At 59.4% G+C, this 17,820-nt stretch carries 16 protein-coding genes; 11 read left to right on the plus strand and 5 right to left on the minus strand.

Annotated features, from left to right (window positions below):
- Window positions 1–31: 31 nt before the first annotated feature.
- A complete protein-coding gene (locus tag Q1V43_RS03120) occupies window positions 32–1,531 on the plus strand; it encodes an NAD(P)/FAD-dependent oxidoreductase (protein WP_300513835.1) in 1,500 nt (499 codons plus the stop codon).
- Between the two features lie 25 nt (window positions 1,532–1,556).
- On the plus strand, window positions 1,557–2,624 hold the full coding sequence (locus Q1V43_RS03125; RefSeq protein ID WP_300513837.1) for a Gfo/Idh/MocA family oxidoreductase: 1,068 nt from the start codon (window positions 1,557–1,559) through the stop codon (window positions 2,622–2,624).
- A gap of 87 nt (window positions 2,625–2,711) precedes the next feature.
- On the opposite strand, the gene Q1V43_RS03130 is transcribed toward Q1V43_RS03125, so the two are convergent.
- Complete coding sequence (locus Q1V43_RS03130) at window positions 2,712–3,593, minus strand: hypothetical protein (protein ID WP_300513839.1); 882 nt, start codon at window positions 3,591–3,593, stop codon at window positions 2,712–2,714.
- A 191-nt stretch (window positions 3,594–3,784) separates the two neighbouring features.
- On the opposite strand from Q1V43_RS03130, the gene Q1V43_RS03135 reads away from it, so the two are divergent.
- The 8 genes from Q1V43_RS03135 to Q1V43_RS03170 all read left to right on the plus strand — a co-directional run bounded on the left by Q1V43_RS03135 (window position 3,785) and on the right by Q1V43_RS03170 (window position 11,863).
- On the plus strand, window positions 3,785–4,816 hold the full coding sequence (locus Q1V43_RS03135) for a Gfo/Idh/MocA family oxidoreductase (protein WP_300513841.1): 1,032 nt from the start codon (window positions 3,785–3,787) through the stop codon (window positions 4,814–4,816).
- Window positions 4,813–5,664 carry a hypothetical protein gene (locus Q1V43_RS03140; RefSeq protein ID WP_300513842.1) on the plus strand — a complete coding sequence of 284 codons (852 nt, stop codon included), beginning with the start codon at window positions 4,813–4,815 and terminating at the stop codon, window positions 5,662–5,664. The genes Q1V43_RS03135 and Q1V43_RS03140 overlap by 4 nt, the downstream gene beginning before the upstream one ends.
- Window positions 5,664–6,854 (plus strand): glycosyltransferase family 1 protein, encoded by a 1,191-nt coding sequence (locus Q1V43_RS03145; protein WP_300513844.1) that lies wholly within the window; start codon window positions 5,664–5,666, stop codon window positions 6,852–6,854. The genes Q1V43_RS03140 and Q1V43_RS03145 overlap by 1 nt, the downstream gene beginning before the upstream one ends.
- Window positions 6,855–7,126: 272 nt before the next feature.
- A complete protein-coding gene (locus Q1V43_RS03150) occupies window positions 7,127–7,783 on the plus strand; it encodes a hypothetical protein (protein ID WP_300513846.1) in 657 nt (218 codons plus the stop codon).
- A gap of 74 nt (window positions 7,784–7,857) precedes the next feature.
- Window positions 7,858–8,835 carry a class I SAM-dependent methyltransferase gene (locus Q1V43_RS03155; protein ID WP_300513848.1) on the plus strand — a complete coding sequence of 326 codons (978 nt, stop codon included), beginning with the start codon at window positions 7,858–7,860 and terminating at the stop codon, window positions 8,833–8,835.
- 2 nt (window positions 8,836–8,837) lie between these two features.
- Window positions 8,838–9,881 carry a Gfo/Idh/MocA family oxidoreductase gene (locus Q1V43_RS03160; RefSeq protein WP_300513850.1) on the plus strand — a complete coding sequence of 348 codons (1,044 nt, stop codon included), beginning with the start codon at window positions 8,838–8,840 and terminating at the stop codon, window positions 9,879–9,881.
- The gene (locus Q1V43_RS03165) at window positions 9,878–10,807 is read left to right on the plus strand and encodes a hypothetical protein (RefSeq protein WP_300513852.1); all 930 of its coding nucleotides are present in this window, start codon (window positions 9,878–9,880) and stop codon (window positions 10,805–10,807) included. The genes Q1V43_RS03160 and Q1V43_RS03165 overlap by 4 nt, the downstream gene beginning before the upstream one ends.
- 18 nt (window positions 10,808–10,825) lie before the next feature.
- Entirely contained in the window at window positions 10,826–11,863 is a 1,038-nt protein-coding gene (locus tag Q1V43_RS03170; RefSeq protein ID WP_300513854.1) for a methyltransferase domain-containing protein, read from the plus strand.
- Window positions 11,864–11,868: 5 nt separating this feature from the next.
- Here the strand turns inward: Q1V43_RS03170 and Q1V43_RS03175 are convergent, their stop codons facing one another.
- The 3 genes from Q1V43_RS03175 to Q1V43_RS03185 form a co-directional block, all read right to left on the minus strand.
- Window positions 11,869–13,326 (minus strand): hypothetical protein, encoded by a 1,458-nt coding sequence (locus Q1V43_RS03175; RefSeq protein WP_300513856.1) that lies wholly within the window; start codon window positions 13,324–13,326, stop codon window positions 11,869–11,871.
- Between the two features lie 116 nt (window positions 13,327–13,442).
- Window positions 13,443–14,432: a class I SAM-dependent methyltransferase gene (locus Q1V43_RS03180; RefSeq protein WP_300513858.1), complete on the minus strand. Its 990-nt coding sequence runs from the start codon at window positions 14,430–14,432 to the stop codon at window positions 13,443–13,445.
- Between the two features lie 51 nt (window positions 14,433–14,483).
- Window positions 14,484–15,800, minus strand: coding sequence for a PepSY-associated TM helix domain-containing protein (locus Q1V43_RS03185; RefSeq protein WP_366146200.1), 1,317 nt, complete (start codon window positions 15,798–15,800; stop codon window positions 14,484–14,486).
- Window positions 15,801–15,842: 42 nt separating this feature from the next.
- Here Q1V43_RS03185 and Q1V43_RS03190 point away from each other — a divergent pair, with 42 nt between their 5' ends.
- On the plus strand, window positions 15,843–17,132 hold the full coding sequence (locus Q1V43_RS03190) for a glycosyltransferase (protein WP_300513862.1): 1,290 nt from the start codon (window positions 15,843–15,845) through the stop codon (window positions 17,130–17,132).
- Between the two features lie 338 nt (window positions 17,133–17,470).
- On the opposite strand, the gene Q1V43_RS03195 is transcribed toward Q1V43_RS03190, so the two are convergent.
- Complete coding sequence (locus Q1V43_RS03195) at window positions 17,471–17,767, minus strand: hypothetical protein (RefSeq protein WP_300513864.1); 297 nt, start codon at window positions 17,765–17,767, stop codon at window positions 17,471–17,473.
- Window positions 17,768–17,820: the final 53 nt, after the last annotated feature.

Consider the following 17,820-nt stretch of genomic DNA (forward strand, 5'->3'; position numbering starts at 1 on the left):
AAACCGGTAACGTCTTTTTTTGGAGATCTCTTTGACCCGTTCCCCTACAAGCAATAAAGTTGTCGCTGTCATCGGTGCTGGTCCGGCAGGGCTGACTGCTGCCTATGAGTTGCAGCGCCGCAGCGACACCCACAAACCTGTCGTTTTTGAAGCCAGCGATTCAGTTGGCGGAATTTCCAGGACAGAGTCTCATAACGGCTATCGGTTTGATATCGGAGGCCATCGCTTCTTCACCAAAGTGGAAGAAGTCGAACAGATGTGGCACGAAGTGCTGGGGACTGATTTCATCACGGTTCCACGTCTCAGCCGAATTTACTATCGTGGAAAGTTCTTCGATTACCCACTTAAGATATTTAATGCGTTGAAGAATATCGGTGTGTACGAAACTTTCCGTATCATCATTTCGTTCACGAAATGGAAGGTGCGCCCCTATCGCACTGAGCGGACGTTCGAAGAGTGGGTGATCAACCGATTTGGCGGTCGTCTCTATATGCACTTTTTCCGCAGTTACACGCAGAAGGTATGGGGCATCGACCCCAAGCTGATCAGTGCCGATTGGGCCGCGCAGCGGATCAAGAACCTGTCCCTTCCCAAGGCGGTCTGGAACGCCCTGACCGGGTCGAATGATACCGCAAGTCTGATCGAAGAATTTCAGTACCCGCGGCTTGGCCCCGGAATGATGTGGGAGCGCTGCACCGAAAAGGTCATCGAAAATGGCGGTGAAGTCCAGATGAACACAAAGGTTGTGCAGGTCAATCGGGAGGGCAATCGCGTCACATCCGTTGATCTTGAGTCCTGGGACCCCGATTCAGATCCCGCCGATAAGACAGGCAACAAGATCACCAGATTTGAAGCCGATGAATTTGTGAACTCCATGGCCATGCGTGATTTGCTGCACTGCATGCAACCGCCGCCGCCACAGGAGGTGCTCGATGCCGCTGACAAGCTGAGCTATCGTGATTTCATGATCGTGACGCTGGTTCTGGATGAAAAGGATCCGTTCCCGGACAACTGGATTTACATCCATAGCTCTCACATCAAATGTGGTCGCATCCAGAACTTCCGTGCCTGGTCGCCGGAAATGCTGCCTGATCAGAACACAGCGTCAATTGGTATGGAGTACTTCTGCCAGGAGGGCGACGGTCTATGGACCATGGAAGATGATGATCTGACGGCGCTCGCGTCGCAAGAGCTCGAGGAGTTGGGCCTGGGGTCGGCAAGCAGCGTCATCGGATCTGCCATTATCCGTCAACCCAAGGCCTATCCGGTATACGACGACGAGTATCAGGGTGCCTTGGAGGTGATCCGGAAATGGATGGAAAATCTGGAGAACTTCCAGACCGTCGGGCGCAACGGCTTGCATCGCTACAACAATCAGGATCACTCCATGTTGTCTGCGATGCTGGCGGCGCGCAACATTGTGGGCGAAAACCACAATGTCTGGGACGTCAACGTAGAGCGTTCCTACCACGAGGAATTCCAGATCAGTTCTGACAAATCAAACACGGACGCGCGCCTTTCGACAGCCTGACGTACTTTGATCGAAGGGATTGCAGATGACCAATCTGCTCGGGATAGCCGTTGTCGGACTGGGTGCTGCCGCACGCAGGATTCACCTGCCTGCGATTGCAAAGACGCCGGGCCTCAGGATTGTGGGCGGCGTGGACCCCGTCGCCGATGCCAGTGCATTCAAATTTCCGGTTTATCGTGACTTCAGCCGTCTTCTGGCCGAGTGCCAGCCTGATGTCGTCGCAATCGTCACTCCACCAGACAGCCATGGCAGGATTGCCATGGACGCGCTGAAAGCGGGGGCGCATGTATTTTGCGAGAAGCCTTTTGTGCTGTCGATGGAAGAAGGTCACGAGGTGATCAAGGTCGCCCGGGCAGTAGATCGCCATGTTGTTGTAAACAATGAATTCCGCTTCATGAATGTACATGAGGCAGCCCAGAAAGCGATCGGTAGCGAGAGGTTTGGGGATCTGCTCTTTGTTTCCATGCACCAGACGTTTTTTGTGACGGAAGAAACCGAAAAAGGATGGCGCGGCGAAAGCAAGCAGCGAACCTGCTTTGAATTCGGCACCCACGCGCTGGACCTGTGCCGGTTCTTCTTCGGTGAAGAGCCGCATGCCATCTCGGCGCGAATGCCAAAGCCGAACAACCCGGAGGGTGCGGATTACCTCAATCTCATTCAGCTGGAATTCTCTGGCGACCGGGTTGCCCATATCACGCTGGACCGGCTGTCGCGCGGGCCGCATCGGTACCTCGACATCCGTCTTGACGGCAGCAACGCCTGTATCGAAACCCACATTGGCGGCAAGGCGGAAGCCAGTTTCGGGTTGCGGAGCGGGTCGAAAAAGCCTTTTGCCCGCCTGGACCTGGCCGCCAGCGCATCTGCTGACCTCTATCAGGGGGAGCGCCGCAGCCGGATCGCAACCGACCCGCTGGATCTTTTTGCCAATTCAACAGCCAATCTTTTGCGCGCGATGTTGCAGTCGATCCGTGACGGCGAAAAGCCTCCGTGCAGCGCTGAGGATAACCTCAATACGCTGGCGCTGATGTTGTCCGCGTATCAGTCAAGCGAGGCCGGTGGTGCGTTTCTCAAGCTGACAGACCAATCGGTCTAGGATATTCTTTTCTCGGACGGGCCGATGCGGAGTGCGTTTATGGAAGTAATTGTTGTGCCCCGTAACCGGCAAGCCCCGGCTGGCCCATCACCGCACCTTGGCAAGCGCGTTGCCTCCCCCGAACCAGAAGCCCGCCGCTTCGCCCAAACCCCAGGAGATGCAGAACGGCACCAACATCGGCAGCGAGGCGACCAGATGCGCGTTGTAGGGCGATTTGCCCCGCACCCGCGCCACCGTTCGGATGAACATCAAAGGGGGCAGAACAACAAGCGCCGCGGCCCCGGCCGCCAGCCGCTTGAGAAACGGCATCTGCGCGCCGCGGACGCTGGCAAAGCTGCGCGAGTAATAGTATCGCTGCGACAGGTACAGGCCCATCGTGTAATGCATCTTGTGGCCAACGATGATATCCGGGCGCATCGCCAGAGGATTGCCTCCTTCAAGAATGGCATCATGCAATGCCCCTTCCCACGCATTGCGGTCCAGCACCGCGTCATGTTTTCGCAGAATTTCTGTTGGATAGATGACGTTGTTGCCCGGCAACCAAGTGGCGCTGCCTGCGGGCAGAGGTGGCAGGGTGGAACTGTATTCACACAGGAAAGCGGCCCAGTCGACGCGGTTTTCGGTGGCGGCATTGTCCACCGGACCGCCCACAGCGCCAATCTGGTCCCCCGCGTCGTGCAACGCGTCAAGCATGGCTTTCGCCCAGCCTTCAGGGACAATCACATGGTCTTCGATCACCGCAGTCGCCGGGCTGCTGGCCTGTCGAATCCCCAAGGCACGCATCTGCGGGATGGTCGTCTCGGGGGGCACGGCGCGCACGGTAACACCAGGATGCTCCCGTCGAATGAAGTGGCGGACATGCTCGCCAAGCCGGTCAATGACGATGATTTCAAGTTGCGCGCCCTGTGCGGCCTCAAGCGCGCGAAGGCAGCCATCAACGTCATCAAAGCTGTTGACCGAGGGGATCACGACAGAAAGGTCGGGCAGGGACGTTTGCTGGGATTTGCTATCGGATTTCAAGCTGAGTGTCCTTTGAATGGGCGTCAGTCGGCTGCGATCCTAGAATGGCATTTGCCGATCGCTGATATGAAAGACGCAGATGCAAGACATTGCCCTGCCCTTCTTCAGGACGTGCCTACGAATTCCTCCGATTCCGGTCAATGCAGTTGACCCCGCGCACCAGAATATCTGCGCCCAGGGTCGCTGTTCTGGGAGCCGGCCTGATGGGCCGATGGCATGCACATGCTGCGCGACGTCTGGGTGCGCAGATCATTGCTGTAGGGGATACCGATCCGGATCGCGCGCGGGCGGTGGCGGGCCCAGACGTGCCTGTTTTTACCAGTCCGCAAGCTCTGTTCGAGTCCGTTGATCCTGATGTTGTGCACCTTTGTACCCCCAGCGGCAGTCATGGTGAGATCATCCGCGCCGCCATCGCGCATGGCATCCATGTGTTTGCCGAAAAGCCCTTGGCCACGGACGCCACGGAAACACGGGATCTTTGCGAACAGGCTGATAAGGCGCAGGTGTTGCTGTGCCCGGTGCATCAATATGCGTTTCAGCCAGCGCTGGAACGGATTCGCGCGCAGCGCGACAGAGTTGGTCGGCCGGAACTGATCGACATGCGGTTTTTTTCTGCAGGCGCTGTGGGTGCGGATGCCCGCGACCTGCCTCGCATCGCCGGAGATATCCTGCCCCACCCAATCGCCATCGCGCAAAGGTTTTGGCCCGAGCGTCCGCTGGATCTGGTTGACTGGACAATAGCACCGGTCGGGTCCGCCGGATGGCAGGTGAGCGCGAACATAGACACCGTCGCGCTGCGTATTACGCTCAGTCTTGCCGCGCGCCCGAGCGAGGCGTCGCTTGCTCTATACGGTAACAAAGGGGCCTGGGAGGCGGACCTTTTCCATGGCTATGCCCGGTTTCGTGACGGGACAGCCAGTCGCCGCTCCAAGACCCTGCGCCCGTTCAGCGATGCGGGCTCCATTCTGCGGCATGCGGCGGTCAATCTGACAGGGCGCGCCCTGCGCCGGGAGCCGGCCTATCCGGGATTGCGCACGCTACTGGCGGCATTCTACACCGCGACTGCCAGGCATGGGCAGTCACCCATTGGCGCCGAAGAGGCCATAGCGGTGGCCGTCATCCGGGACCATTTTCTTTCACGGACCGTTCAACCAGAGGCGCGGGAAGCATGACCGCAGCGTTGAACGCGAACCAAAGGAAAGGCATTGATGGGCCCGTCACCTGTGACGCGGTCGTCATCGAGCTGCTGGGGCCGGCGGAGGCCAAGAGGAATGCGGCAGATCTGGAAACAGAGGCCCGGTCGGCAGCGGGCGTTTCGGTTCGGACAGTCCTGAGGGGAGCAAATGCGGATAACGTGCCGCTGCGCCGACGCCGCGCAACCGATAGTGCGACGGCGCCCGTCGCCTTCCTGATCGAGGACACGACAGTTTTGCAATCCGGCTGGGCCACCGTGCTTTGTGAGATTTTTGCGGATGCAGCTGTGGGGGCTGCCTGCGGGCCGGTCAAAGTGGCGCCTGACCTGCCCCCGCGCTATCGCGCGCTGGGTCGGCTGGAATATGGTCGTTTCGACGGGAGCACAGCGACAGGGTCATTGCCCGGAAACGCATTTGCAATCCGGCTGACGGACCTAGAGCAGACCCATGATCCCCAAGAGGGCATTATCGAACACGATCTGGAAAGGCGTCTTTTGGCGGCGGGCCGCAAGATAAGCTGTATTGCGGCGCTCACGGCGGTGTATGCAAAGCCCGATGTAGCAGGCGCACGGCTGTCCACGCGGTTCGGGCACGGTCGCCTTTATGGGGCTGATCGGGGGGGGAATCCGTTCATTGGTATCATAAAGGCTGCGCTCGCGATGCCGGTACTCAGCCTGCGGGCTTTGCGGGCGGCGCGCCGTGCTGGCCCCGCCCGGCAATGGGTGCCCGAAATGCCCTGGATCATCTTGATGGCAACTGCCTGGGCGCTTGGCGAACTGACAGGGCAGATTGCCGGCAAAGGCAACAGCGAACGGAGTTGGAACTGATGCGCATCGTCATAGACGCCTCTTGCTGGCTCAATAATCGCGGGTTTGGCCGGTTCACACGTGAACTGGTCAGCGCGATGCTGCGCCGTGACACGGTGAACGACTATATCTTGCTGACGGATGATGATCTGACACTGGGGGACTTGAGCGCATCCGCAGAGCTGCTGCAGGTCGAAACGGCACGGCGGGTCATCGACTCCGCCACCGCGGACGCCCGGCGCGGTATTCGCGATGTGCTGGCCTTTCGCCGTGCGGCCGCGGCTGCCCGGCCCGACGCGCTGTTTTATCCGGCGGTCTATTCTTGGTTTCCCCCGCCAAGAGGTGTGCCCAATCTGGTAACGTTTCATGACGCCATTGCCGAACATTTCCCCGAGCTGGTCTTTCCCAATTGGCGCCAGCGTCTGCCCTGGACGGTCAAGACATGGTTGGCCCAGAATGCCGCCGACCGGATCCTGACTGTTTCTCAAAGCGCCAAGCGGGAAATCATCGAGTATCTGAACATAAACAGCGACCGGATTGACGTGATCTGCGAAGGGTCTGCGCCGGTATTTGCCCCGGTGAGTGACAAGGGACACCGCAGTAGAACCCGACAGACCGTCGGTTTGGAACCTGAGGCGCGGTTCCTGACCTATGTCGGGGGGTTTGCGCCGCATAAAAACCTGGTGCGCCTGTTTGAGGCCTTTGACCGCGTGCTCCAGGAGCCTGAATTTCCAGACCTGGTCCTCGTAATGGTCGGAGACCCGAAAGGTGGCGGGTTTCATTCGATCTATGACGAGCTGTGCGGTCTGATGGCGGCATCTCCGCGCCTGGCAAAACAGGTCAGGTTTCCCGGTTACGTGTCCGACGCTGATCTGGCCGCGCTCTATTCTGAAACTCTCGCGATGGTGCTGCCTTCGTTGTCCGAAGGATTTGGGTTGCCTGCGCTTGAGGCCATGTCTTGCGGGGCCCCGGTTCTGGGGGCCAGGGATGGAGCGGTCATGGAGGTTGCCGGGTCGGCGGGCCTAGGGTTTGATCCCTATGATGTGGAGGATATGGCCAGCGCGATGAAGCGAGTCGCACGGGATGACGCATTTGCTGCGACCCTGCGGGGCAATGCGATCCCTGAAACGTCACGCAATACCTGGGATCAGGCGGCAGAGCTGACAATCGCGGCGCTCGAGAACCTCAAGACAGGGATCGACAGCCGATGAATCACTCCTCCGACAAGGCTGCGTCCGACATCGTGCTGAGTCTTGCGGTTGGCGTTCAGGGCGCGCAATCTGATGTGGGTGCATTTCTGGACATCCTCCCCCCCGAAACGGGGGTCGAGATCCTGATTTGCCATGCGTCGGATGACCCCCAGGTCTCTGCCTTCGAACGGCTTGCCGAGACCAGGGCAGACCTGCGTCTGGTCGCCGGTGCGCCGGGGGCGCTTATTCCGGAAATGTGGCGGGACGGTTTCCTGGCGGCACAGGGCATGTGGGTGGCAACATTGACCAGCCATTGTCCCCCCAGCACGGGATGGCTGGCGCGCGCGCTATTGCTGGTTGGCACGGAAGCCGGAAAACAGCATGCCGCTTTCGGCGGAACGATCCTCGCGGATCCTGACGCGGACCCTGTCGGGCGCGGGGTGCATTTGCTGCGCTACGCTGATGCAGGCCCCGAGCGCGCGCGCGCGCATGTCAGTGATTTATCTGCGGACAACGCCCTTTATCGCCGTGACGCGGTGGTGGCCTGTTCCGACCTGTTGCCCGATGGGTTTTGGGAACCCAACTACCACCGTCGTTTTCTGTCTGCCGGGTTTGTCATGGAGCACATCCCGGACCTGACCGTTGTTCACAAGAACCGCTACACGGCTGCTGAATTCCGCCAACAGCGGCGGTGGCATGGTCGTGTCTTTGGGCGTCACCGCAGCGCGGGCCGCCCTCGCTGGATGCAATGGGTCATGGTCCTTGCCGCGCCGGCTGCCTTTCCTGTTTTTGCCTTCAAACAAACCCGAAAAGTGCTGTCGCACCCGGAGCTTCGATCTGGTTTTCTGGGTGCCGCTCTGCCCTTTTACGGCTTCCTGGCCAGTTGGTGCCTTGGTGAGGCTTGTGGCTACGGCGATGCCCTTCGCGCGCCCAGGGGCAAAAATCCATGACGGCACCACATGCAAAATCAGAGCACATGCGACAGCCCGGTGACTATGTCTGCCCGCAATGCCGCCTGCCAGTCGTGCCGGAAGATGAAAGCTATGTCTGCAAAGGCTGTGATATGCGGTTTCCGGTTCTGTGTGGTATTCCCGACTTCCGCCTGTCATCTGACCGTTATCTGACCATTGCAGAAGAGCGCGCCAAGGCCACCCGCCTGCACGTTTATGCGCAGACCCACAGCTTTGCTGAAACGGTCGCCGAGTATTATCGCATCACCGATGATGTGCCGCCCCCCATGGCCACCCGGTTTGCCGATTACGTCCTTGCCGGAGAGGCACGGGGCCGTTCGATGCTCGACAGCTTTCCCCCCGCTGATGGCAATCGACCTGCGGTGCTGGATGTGGGCTGTGGCGCCGGAGGAGTAGTCGTTGCGGCCGCGCGGGCCGGTCAGTCTGTCAGTGGCATCGACATTGCACTGCGCTGGCTGGTGATCGCACAAAAACATCTGTCCGAAGAGGGGCTGAGCGCGGAATTGGTCTGCGCTGACATTGCCAATCCGCCGCTCCCGGATGCCGCTTTTGAGCGTATTGTAGCGGCCGACCTTTTTGAACATCTGCCGGACACCGGTGCCGGGGCGCGGGCGATCAGTTCATTGCTGGCGCCCGGCGGGTGTCTTCATGTGACCGGCGCGAACCGGTTTACACTTGCCCCCTACCCACCCGCAGGCCTTTGGGGTGTCGGGTTTCTGCCGGCGGCCATTCGACGACGCTACGTGGTTTGGCGAAGGGGTCTTGACACATTGCGATTTCAGAACATGCAGTCTCCTGCTGGGCTGGGCCGGGCGCTGACCAAGGCGGGGTTTGAATGTACCCGGATTGCCCCGATGACGGTATCGGTGGACCGGGTTCGTGCGTCCGAAGGTGCGAAACGGATTGCTTTGACCCTTTATCGTCTGCTTTGTTCCAATGCGCTGACCCGCAAGGCCTTGCTTCACATTGGCCCAGTCTTTGAAATCACCGCACGGCGTACGCCCGGCATGCCCTCAAGCAAAAGGACCTGAATATGAAATTTGCGATCGTTGGTGCAGGCGCTATTGCCCAGCTGCGTAAAGCGGCCATTGATCTTCTGGAAGGCAGCAACCTTGCCGGTGTCTTTGACATGCTGCCCGAGCGCGCGACAGCGCTGGCGGGCGGCGCGCGGACTTATGCGACATTTGATGAGTTGCTCGCCGATGCCGGGGTCGAAACGGTGATCCTGTGCACCCCGCCAGACAGCCATGCGGACATGGCCATAGCTGCGGCTGAGGCAGGCAAACATGTGATCGTGGAAAAACCCATGGCCCCGACCACCAAAGACTGCAAACGCATGATCGCTGCCGCCAAGAAAAATGACCGTGTGCTGACCGTCGGGTTCAATCACCGTTACTTCCCGGCGGTGAAGGAAATCCGCGCCAGCATCGCCTCGGGGCGGTTGGGAGAGATTTCGCACGTACGTGGCTATTCCGGGCACACCGGCCTGTCAGAGTTCAAGGCCGAATGGATGTATTCCAAGGACGTGATGGGCGGCGGCGCATTGCTGGACAACGGGATTCACATGATCGACCTGGTTCACCACCTGATGGGCCCGGTCAAGGATGTCTACGGGCTGACGCAGAACAAGACCTGGGAGCTGGACCGTGTCGAAGACAACGGGTTTGCGCTTCTCCGGGGCCCCACCGGAACAATCGGCAGCGCCGGAGCAAGCTGGACGGAATGGAAAGGGTATCATTTCTACGTCGAAGTCTATGGCACACGCGGCATGGCGCGGGCCTATTACGCGCCGATGTTCTTTTCCGAGGTGACGATGGACCGCCCCGGCGGCGCGCGTACAAAGCGGCGAAAACTCTATCTGCCGCTGATTTTTACCGAGAAATTCAAGGGTTGGCAGTCTACAGCGATCCAGACTTTCGTTGAGGAAATGCAGGATTTCATTGCCCTGACGAAAGGGCGCAGCACCGGGACTGCCATTGCCACGGGGCAGGACGGGTTTCGCTCGGTCGAAATTGCCCAGGCGGTCTACAGCGCTTCTGAAACAGGTAAGCCGGTTGTCTTGGAAACGCTTGAATGAGCCTCTCGCCAACAGCCAGGGCTCCTGTCCTTTCGGTGGTGCTGATCGTGCGCCACCCGCAGGAAACCCCGGATTCGGTGTTGGCGGCGTTGGCGTCCGAAACGGCGGGTTTGGCGGAACCTTTCCAATGGGAAGTCATCCTGGCAGATGGGCGGCCCACAGCCGGTGCGTTACCCGATACAGTGCCGGATCCATTGCTCCGCCTCCTGCGGCCCGGACTGAACATGCCCCTGCTCAAGGCCGAAGGGCTGGCACGTGCCCGGGGTCAGCATGTGGCCTTTCTCGAACCCAAGGCGGTGCCAGTCACAGGATGGCTGCGTGCCGCGCTGGCCGCACTGGATGCGCATCCCGGCGCAGCCTTGGGTGGCGCGGTCACACTGGCACCGGGCGGGGCCGCCGACAGGGCCGCTTACGCGTTCGAGTATTTGGCGTTTGCCCCCGCGAGGGTATCGCAGGCCCCTCCTGCGGACCTGCCGGGAAACAACATGATCCTGCCCGCAGAGGCCCTTCGCCACCACTGCAAGGACATCCTCAGCAGCGAAGGTCTGAACAAACCGTTCTGTCAGGCGCGACTGAAGGACAACGGCGTACCAGTCGTCATGATCCCTGACATGGCGGTGCAAATCCGCACACGATACAATCTGCGATCGCTGCTTGCCAGCCGGTATCGCTATGCCCGCTGCTTTGGCGGGACCCGCGCCGCATTGGCCGCCAAGGGCAAACGCTGGACCTACAGGCTGGGCGCCCCGATCGTGCCGGCTCTCTTGCTATATCGCCACCTCGGCGCAAGTTTCCGCGCCCAAAGTGTAGAACGTCTGGGCCTGAGCGGGGCGGCGGCGCTGTCCGCGCTTTGTCTTGCCTGGTCCGCGGGCGAAGCCACGGGATCATGGTTTGGCACAGGAACGTCCTGTGATAGTTTGTATTAAATTTCTGGATCGAGTGGCATGAAGATAGATGAACAGGCAGCAGCGTCGCCCATGAAACAGCTCAGGCTAAGCTGGGCGTGCCCGGCCTGTCATGGCGAACTTGACGCCAATCCTGACACATTGGTCTGCAAAGAATGCGCCCGCCGCTATCCACTTGTCGCGGAAATTCCTGACTTCAGAGTTGAAGCCCCGGCCTGGATTGATTTTGATCACGACCGGGATCGCGCCCTGCACATTGATACGGTCGCCCGCGAACAGGGTTTGTCCGAAGCGATCATTGATATCTTCCGCAATTCAAGAAAGTTTGACGAAAAAAAGAGCCGCTATCGTCTGAAACAAGTCCTGTTTGGCATCGAGAAATGCAGCCGGGAGATGTCGGGCTGGCTGGCCCCTCTGACCCGCGACCCGGTGCTGGACCTTGGCGTTGGACCAGGCCAGTTTGTGGCGGCGGCGGCCCGAGAAGGCCGGGTGATGCAGGGCATTGACGTGTCTCTGGAGTGGCTGATGATCGCCAAGCACTGGTCGCGGTCCTTTGGGGTGGAGCCAATGCTTGCAGGCGCCCTGGCAGAGCATTTGCCGCTGCGAGCGGGTGCGCTTGGATCGGTCATTTCCTATGATGTGATTGAACACGTGGGCAACCAAAAGCGCTATGCGTCCGAGATAGGGCGAGTGCTTGCCCCTGGTGGGACGGTCGCCATGGTGACACCAAACCGCTACAGCCTGTCTCCTGAACCGCACGCCCATGTCTGGGGGGTTGGATATCTGCCTGTCCGCTGGCAGGCCCCGTGGGTCAAATTGATGTCGGGACGGGAGTATGCCTATTGCCGGTTGCTGAGCACTGGCGAGATCAGGCGCCTGTTCCGGCGCGAGGCGGGACTGGACCTTGACGTTGTATTCCCGCCGATCAGCCCCGAAGAGATCCTGCAGTTTTCCAAGCTGAAGACAGGTATGGCCCACGCCTATAACACGATAACGCAATCTGCGCTGGCCAGACCGGTGATGCCCCTTGTCGGGGCCTATTATCGAGCAAGCGGGACAAAGCCTAAGGCGCGCTGAGGCGGTCAGCGCCTGCGCCTGTTGCGCACCCAGCCCAATGCCGCCGCCGGGGACAGGTAGGAGGGCATGGTGCTCCAGATCAGCACAAACCCACCTATCGCGTAAATCAGCCGCAGTTCCATGCCCGCCATATCTGGTAGCACGCGGGTTGGATCAAACAACAAGCCTGCCCCCAATATTGCGAGGGCAGCGGCGACAGACCGCGCCACGACCGCCCAAGGGATCGGCATCGCCACCGCAGTACGCAATCGGACAAGCATAAGCGCAACCGCCGCAATATCTCCCAGTATCAACCCTATCGGTGCCGCCAGTATTCCAAATGTCGCGATCAACATCATCGTAACCCCCACGGCCACGCTGAATGCTGAAACCATGGCAAGTGCGCCGGAAAGCGGGTGGTCTGTCCCGATCAAAAGCTGCAGGAGTGTGACCCGGAATTGATGGGCCAGTTGCCAGACCAAGCAGAGAACCAGGGCCATGCCTGCGGGCACAAATTCCGATGTGAACAGGATTGTCAGCCCCAGCCCGGGCAACAACGCCAGCGGAACCGCCCCTGCCATCGCCAGCAGGACGACGCGATTGACAAAATCCTCCGCGCGCTGAAACCGCTCAGTGTTGGGCTGGTCACGGTTCATGCTGGGTGCAAGCTGCAGCGAATTGATGGCCGCCAGAACGGAGCCAAGGCTCAGCGCCAACGCGAGAGCGGCCTGCAGATACCCTGTCGGTTCTTCTCCCATGCGAACAATGACAATATAGCGGACCAACAGCATTGTGAGGGAAAACGAGACCAACGAAATCGATGCCGTCAGCGCGGTGCCAAACAGCTTTGGGCGCAGGGTCAGTTGGTCCCGGATCGAAACACCCTTTCGCAGGACTGAAAGCCCCAGTCGTCGCCAAAGCCACGCGAGACCAAGCACCACAACAATGGATCCAGAAATTGCGGTGCCATAGTAGAAGCCGGGGATCCCGCCTAACCAAGCCCCCGTCAACCCGGATATTGCGACCCCGGACAGGAAACACAAATTGTAAAGCGCCGCCCGGCGTGCCAGTTGAGCAGCGGCCAATGTATGCGCGATCAGAATGGTCAGCATCATGGGCGGTACGTTTAACAGCGCGGCGACCCAAACCCAGTTTTGGGATGTTAACGGGCTGACCAGCGTGTGCACGACCAGAAGAAGGCACAAGCCAATGACGAATGCAAAAAATGCCAGCCCGAGAATGACACGGACAAAGGCCGCAAAGCTGTCGCGAAAGGCCGTGTCGCTGACGGAATGCGCAGCGGACATGAATTTCATCGCAGCGACTGGTATGCCAAAGGCGGCGACCTGCGTGACGGTAACGATGAACTGGTCCATCGTGCCGATTACACCGACACCCTCCGGCCCCATCAGGATGGCAAGCCCCTTGGCCCGGAGCAGGAAAGCCAGCAGGATCGCAATCTGTATGAGACCGATGACGATCATCGCATGCCATTGGCGCGCCGGCTGTTGCCAGACGCGCTTTCAAATGTTGCGAAGTTGGTTGCCGTTCCCGACAGGTATGAAAGGCGGTCTTGGTTCATGGCCCTGCCCTCGCACTTTCAGTGCGGCTTGCGGCCGCTGATCACGGCGGCCCCTACGCTGTAGGTCAGTTTGCCGTTAGCCTGCAGCACCGCATCACATTCAGCGCGAAACGCCTCTTTCAGCGTTGCGTTTTGTGCAGGGGTCGCCGCTGCGATATGCTTGCGGGCAAATGTCGAAATCGTCGATTGCAGCGTCCAGAAAGCGTCAGCATCCGGTACGCTGTGATCGGTGCCAACCCAGTCGCGCCGACAGTCAACAAGACCTGCGGCCTGAAACAGGCCCTCAAGCAATCCGACAACATCTCGCTGGCCTGACGCCCAGTCTGCAACCTTGCCTTCCGCGATTGGCGGAAGGTGCTTGCGGACCAGACGGTCAATCTGATCACAGGCTGTTACCTCACGCCCGCGCATCTGCCTCCATTTTCGCCGTATGGCGGCTGCGGCACGCCCTGTGCCGGCGCGTGTCATCAGCTGCGGACCACTGCCGATGGCAACCGCCAGCCGCCCGCCGGGCGACAGCACCCGGAGTGCTTCGTGCGCAGCCTTGTCCGGATGCGGAAAATGGCTGAAAGCGTACAGCGAAACAAACCCGTCAGCATAGTCATCCGGCAAGTCCAGTGCCTCTGCATCGCCGGCCTGAAATGTGACCCGTTCTGACAGGAGGTTCTGTTCCGCCTTCGCCTTTGCTTGCGTTAACATCCCCTGAGACAGGTCGATGCCGGTGATCGTGGTCTGGTGGCTTGATGTAGCGGCAGCCTCGAAGGAGACAAGCCCTGTGCCACATCCCATATCAATCACGTGTTTCCGTGACGCGATATCGATTGCCTGCGTCAGATAACGCGCCTGTGGACCAGCATAAAGCTGTGCCAGTTCGTCGAACTTGTCCGCAACCTCATCGTAGCTTTCGGCGTCTTTGGCTTTGAAATCTGAGGAAACGGTCATGGGGGTCCTGATATTGCCGGGTTCAAGCGATTGAATGCCCAAATGAATGAGGCTGATCCCCGTCATGGTACAGAGGGTCAAGTCTGAATGCGACTGAAAGCTGAATGATATCGCTGGTTATTGTATCGTCCACCACATTGCCGCGACCAAACTCGCCAGTCCAATCCACTTTCCCGGCCCCATTCCGAACCATATATGCCCAAATCGTGTCCGTCGCTGGTATTTATCCCCACGTTTTGACATGAATATCAGCCGCTCTGCATAGATCAGCGCTCCTGCTGCCGCGAGCACGGACAGCCCCAGACCCAAAACCAGCCAGAGGAGGCGACTTGTCAGGCCCGCGAAGCTGCCATAGTGGATGACGCGCATCGCTTCAAAAAACCACAAGTGTATGCCGCTTGTCTCAGCCCGATATGCGCCTCTCAGTTCAAGTGTGGCAGGGTCGAAAATGACGGAATTTGCGGAGGGACGCACAAGTTTGGCCGTCAAGTCGCCCCGGATCGCCAGAGCTTCGCCGTTCCGTGAGGGCAAGACAATGTCGGAAACCATCAGACCCGGATATTTTTCGACCGCCAGCGCGACTGATCTGTCCAGATCGGCGCCGGAAAACCCTTCGGGCAGTGGTGGTTCAGTGTCTTTTGCCGGTTCCGCGTAGAAGGGATAGTAATTCGGACCAAGCCCAACGGATTCGATCATGAATTCCGCCGAGGTCAGCACCACAACAATGATGAACACCATCGACCAGGCGCCAATGAACCGATGCAGATCGCTCAATTGTGCACGTAGTCGCGCGCCGCGTTTTGGCAGGCGGAAAAATCCGCGATAAAATTTGGGATACAACATCAGGCTGGTGATCAGCATCGCGGCCAGCGGGATCGTCATGAACGTTATGAGGATCTGAACCGGTCGGCGTTCTGAAGACAATCCGCGATGGAGTTCCCGCAGCGTCCGCCAAAGGTTGTTAAACGGGGCATCCCCCTGCACCAAAGCACGGTAGGGATCCACATAGACAATCAGCTTGCCCCGCGTGGTGTCCTGTATCGTGACCTGATCCGCGAAACGCGCGCCCGGCAATCGCAGAATGGACAGCGACCGGGCGCCAGGATGGCTTGCCGAAACAGCATCATAGATGGCCCCAAAGGATTGCTTTCCCTCCGCTTGGACCGCAACCCGCTGTTCAGGGGTAAAGAGCCAGTCAATCTCGCGGCCAAAAACAGACAGGGTCCCAGTCACAAAGAGGAACAACAAGACCAGCAGAAAAACCATGCCAACCAGTGAATGCCAGTCCCGCGCGGTGACAGGAATGTGCAGCTTCCGTAAAAACGACTTCATCAATTTCCGCCCCTTCAATCGCCGGGTTTCGGTTTGTCTGACTCTCCAGCGTTCGGGGGACCCTTCACGGGAAATCTCTCCATTTGAGCATTGCAATTTCATCCCCTGACCCGTCAACTGTTTTCATTCACCGAAAGCAGCTCAATGGCTTCACTGCGTATCCTGATGTTGACAACTTTCTATCCGCCATACTCCTTTGGCGGCGATGGCGTGAGTGTCGAGCGCATGGCGCGGGCCTTGGTCGCGCGCGGTCACAGGGTGACGGTTGTCCACGATGAAAACGCCTATCTGACCCTTGGCGGTGAGCTCAGGGGGGATGCACCCGAGGTCCCTCGGAACGGCATTGAGGTGATTGGGTTGCGCAGCCGCTTTGGCCCGGTGTCCAACCTTCTGGTGCAGCAGACCGGGCGTGCCGTTCTTCATGCAAACCGATTGCGCCAGATTGTGGCAGACACCCGCCCCGATATCATCTGGCACAACAATGTCTCCCTCATGGGGGCCCCCGGAATTCTGGGGATCGAGGCACCTCTGCGGGTTTATGAGGCCCACGAACATTGGTTGGTTTGCCCGACGCATGTGTTGTGGCGACACAATCAGAAGCCCTGTGAATCGCGCCAATGCCTGCGCTGTGTCCTTGCCCATCGACGTCCGCCGCAGTTGTGGCGGGCCACTGGCATGCTGAACAAGAGCCTGGACAAAATGGACCTTATCATCGCCAAAAGCCGGTTCAGCCGCGACAAGCATCGCGCCTACGGTCTGAAGCAGGACATGGAGGTGCTGCCACTGTTCCTGCCACCTCTGGCTGCACCCTCGGCGACAGAGAGCAACGAGACCCGCAGCGGCGCGCCTCCCGTGCACCCCCGGCCCTATTTTCTGTTTGTTGGCCGTCTCGAAATGATCAAAGGCGTTCAGGATCTGTTACCGGCGATACAGCGCCATGGACAGGCCGATCTTTTGATCGCAGGGGACGGTGAGTTTGCGCAAACATTAAAGGAAAAGGCGGCAGGGAACCCGCATGTGCATTTCCTGGGCCGCCTGCCGCCTGAAAAGCTGACAGCCTATTACAAGTCCGCGATTGCCAGCCTTGTGCCTTCGCTGTGCTATGAAACTTTTGGCGCCATCCTGATCGAGAGCTTCCGGATGGGCACGCCGGTGATCGCCAGACGGCTAGGGCCGTTTCCCGAAATCGTTGGCGCTGCCGGGGGCGGCCTGCTGTTTGAAACCCAGGAAGAGCTTGTTGCGGCGATGGCGCAACTGCAGAACGACAAGGCAACACGCGCCCGCCTTGCCGCCGGGGCCCAAAGCGGGTTCGATGCGCTGTGGCGCGAAGACCGTGTGTTAGCTGCTTATGGTGCCGCTTTCGCCGGGGCCGCACGCCGGAAGGGAAACCCGGCCCTTGCGCAAAGCATTGAGGGATCGTTCATCGCATCGTAGGTGGCGTGTACCCCTGGCAGGGCGCTGGAAAGTCGGTTCTCGACGCTGCAATAGGAACACGGATCACCGTCAACACAAGATCGACGTGGTCGGGATTTCCACCGTTCTTGAAGTGACGCAGGAAGGTGCCCATCAGCGAAGTGAGGTTGTCCACCACCCCGACCTCGGCCACACGATCGTAAATCTCGATGTCTGGGATCAGCCGTATCCTTGACCCGCAGAGCAACGCTTTCAGTATTCTCTTCAACGGCTCTCGGGACGACGCAACTATGTCTGACCTTGATGCAGATACATGGTTTGATGTGCCTGGGGCTGATCGTATCGAAATCGGAGAGCAGTCATTTCGAGTGCACGACGATCTTGTCATGGCGCTCCTTGTCGCACGCAGCGAGCGAATGCTGGCCGATTGAGCTCGCAAAGACGTCCTTGGGCGAGTTCTTTGTTTTCCTCAAGCGCCGCTCCAGCTTCACACCGAGCTTGCTTCCCATGACGAACGGCGGGCGATATGCCATCAGGTAGATGTCGGGTGGCTTCCCTGTAGCCACTTTTCGATTTGAACAGGCCCGCCTGCAAGGCAGGATGGCCGATGCGATGACGACACGCCAACGCCGAGCCGCCCGTTCAAAACCAACCACCCAACCCGCAGAACTATGGGCGGATTCCGCAAAACTATGGGGTATCCGCAGTG

The sequence above is a fragment of the Aliiroseovarius sp. genome (assembly GCF_030148435.1).
In the GTDB taxonomy this organism is placed as follows: Bacteria; Pseudomonadota; Alphaproteobacteria; order Rhodobacterales; family Rhodobacteraceae; genus JASBTN01.

Coding starts and splice junctions, on each gene's coding strand:
- Q1V43_RS03125 (WP_300513837.1), top strand. CDS start 1,557: ATGACCAATCTGCTCGGGATAGCCGTTGTCGGACTGGGTGCTGCCGCA.
- Q1V43_RS03190 (WP_300513862.1), top strand. CDS start 15,843: ATGGCTTCACTGCGTATCCTGATGTTGACAACTTTCTATCCGCCATAC.
- Q1V43_RS03170 (WP_300513854.1), top strand. CDS start 10,826: ATGAAGATAGATGAACAGGCAGCAGCGTCGCCCATGAAACAGCTCAGG.
- Q1V43_RS03180 (WP_300513858.1), bottom strand. CDS start 14,432: ATGACGGGGATCAGCCTCATTCATTTGGGCATTCAATCGCTTGAACCC.
- Q1V43_RS03135 (WP_300513841.1), top strand. CDS start 3,785: ATGCAGTTGACCCCGCGCACCAGAATATCTGCGCCCAGGGTCGCTGTT.
- Q1V43_RS03175 (WP_300513856.1), bottom strand. CDS start 13,326: ATGATCGTCATCGGTCTCATACAGATTGCGATCCTGCTGGCTTTCCTG.
- Q1V43_RS03160 (WP_300513850.1), top strand. CDS start 8,838: ATGAAATTTGCGATCGTTGGTGCAGGCGCTATTGCCCAGCTGCGTAAA.
- Q1V43_RS03145 (WP_300513844.1), top strand. CDS start 5,664: ATGCGCATCGTCATAGACGCCTCTTGCTGGCTCAATAATCGCGGGTTT.
- Q1V43_RS03165 (WP_300513852.1), top strand. CDS start 9,878: ATGAGCCTCTCGCCAACAGCCAGGGCTCCTGTCCTTTCGGTGGTGCTG.
- Q1V43_RS03185 (WP_366146200.1), bottom strand. CDS start 15,800: ATGAAATTGCAATGCTCAAATGGAGAGATTTCCCGTGAAGGGTCCCCC.
- Q1V43_RS03140 (WP_300513842.1), top strand. CDS start 4,813: ATGACCGCAGCGTTGAACGCGAACCAAAGGAAAGGCATTGATGGGCCC.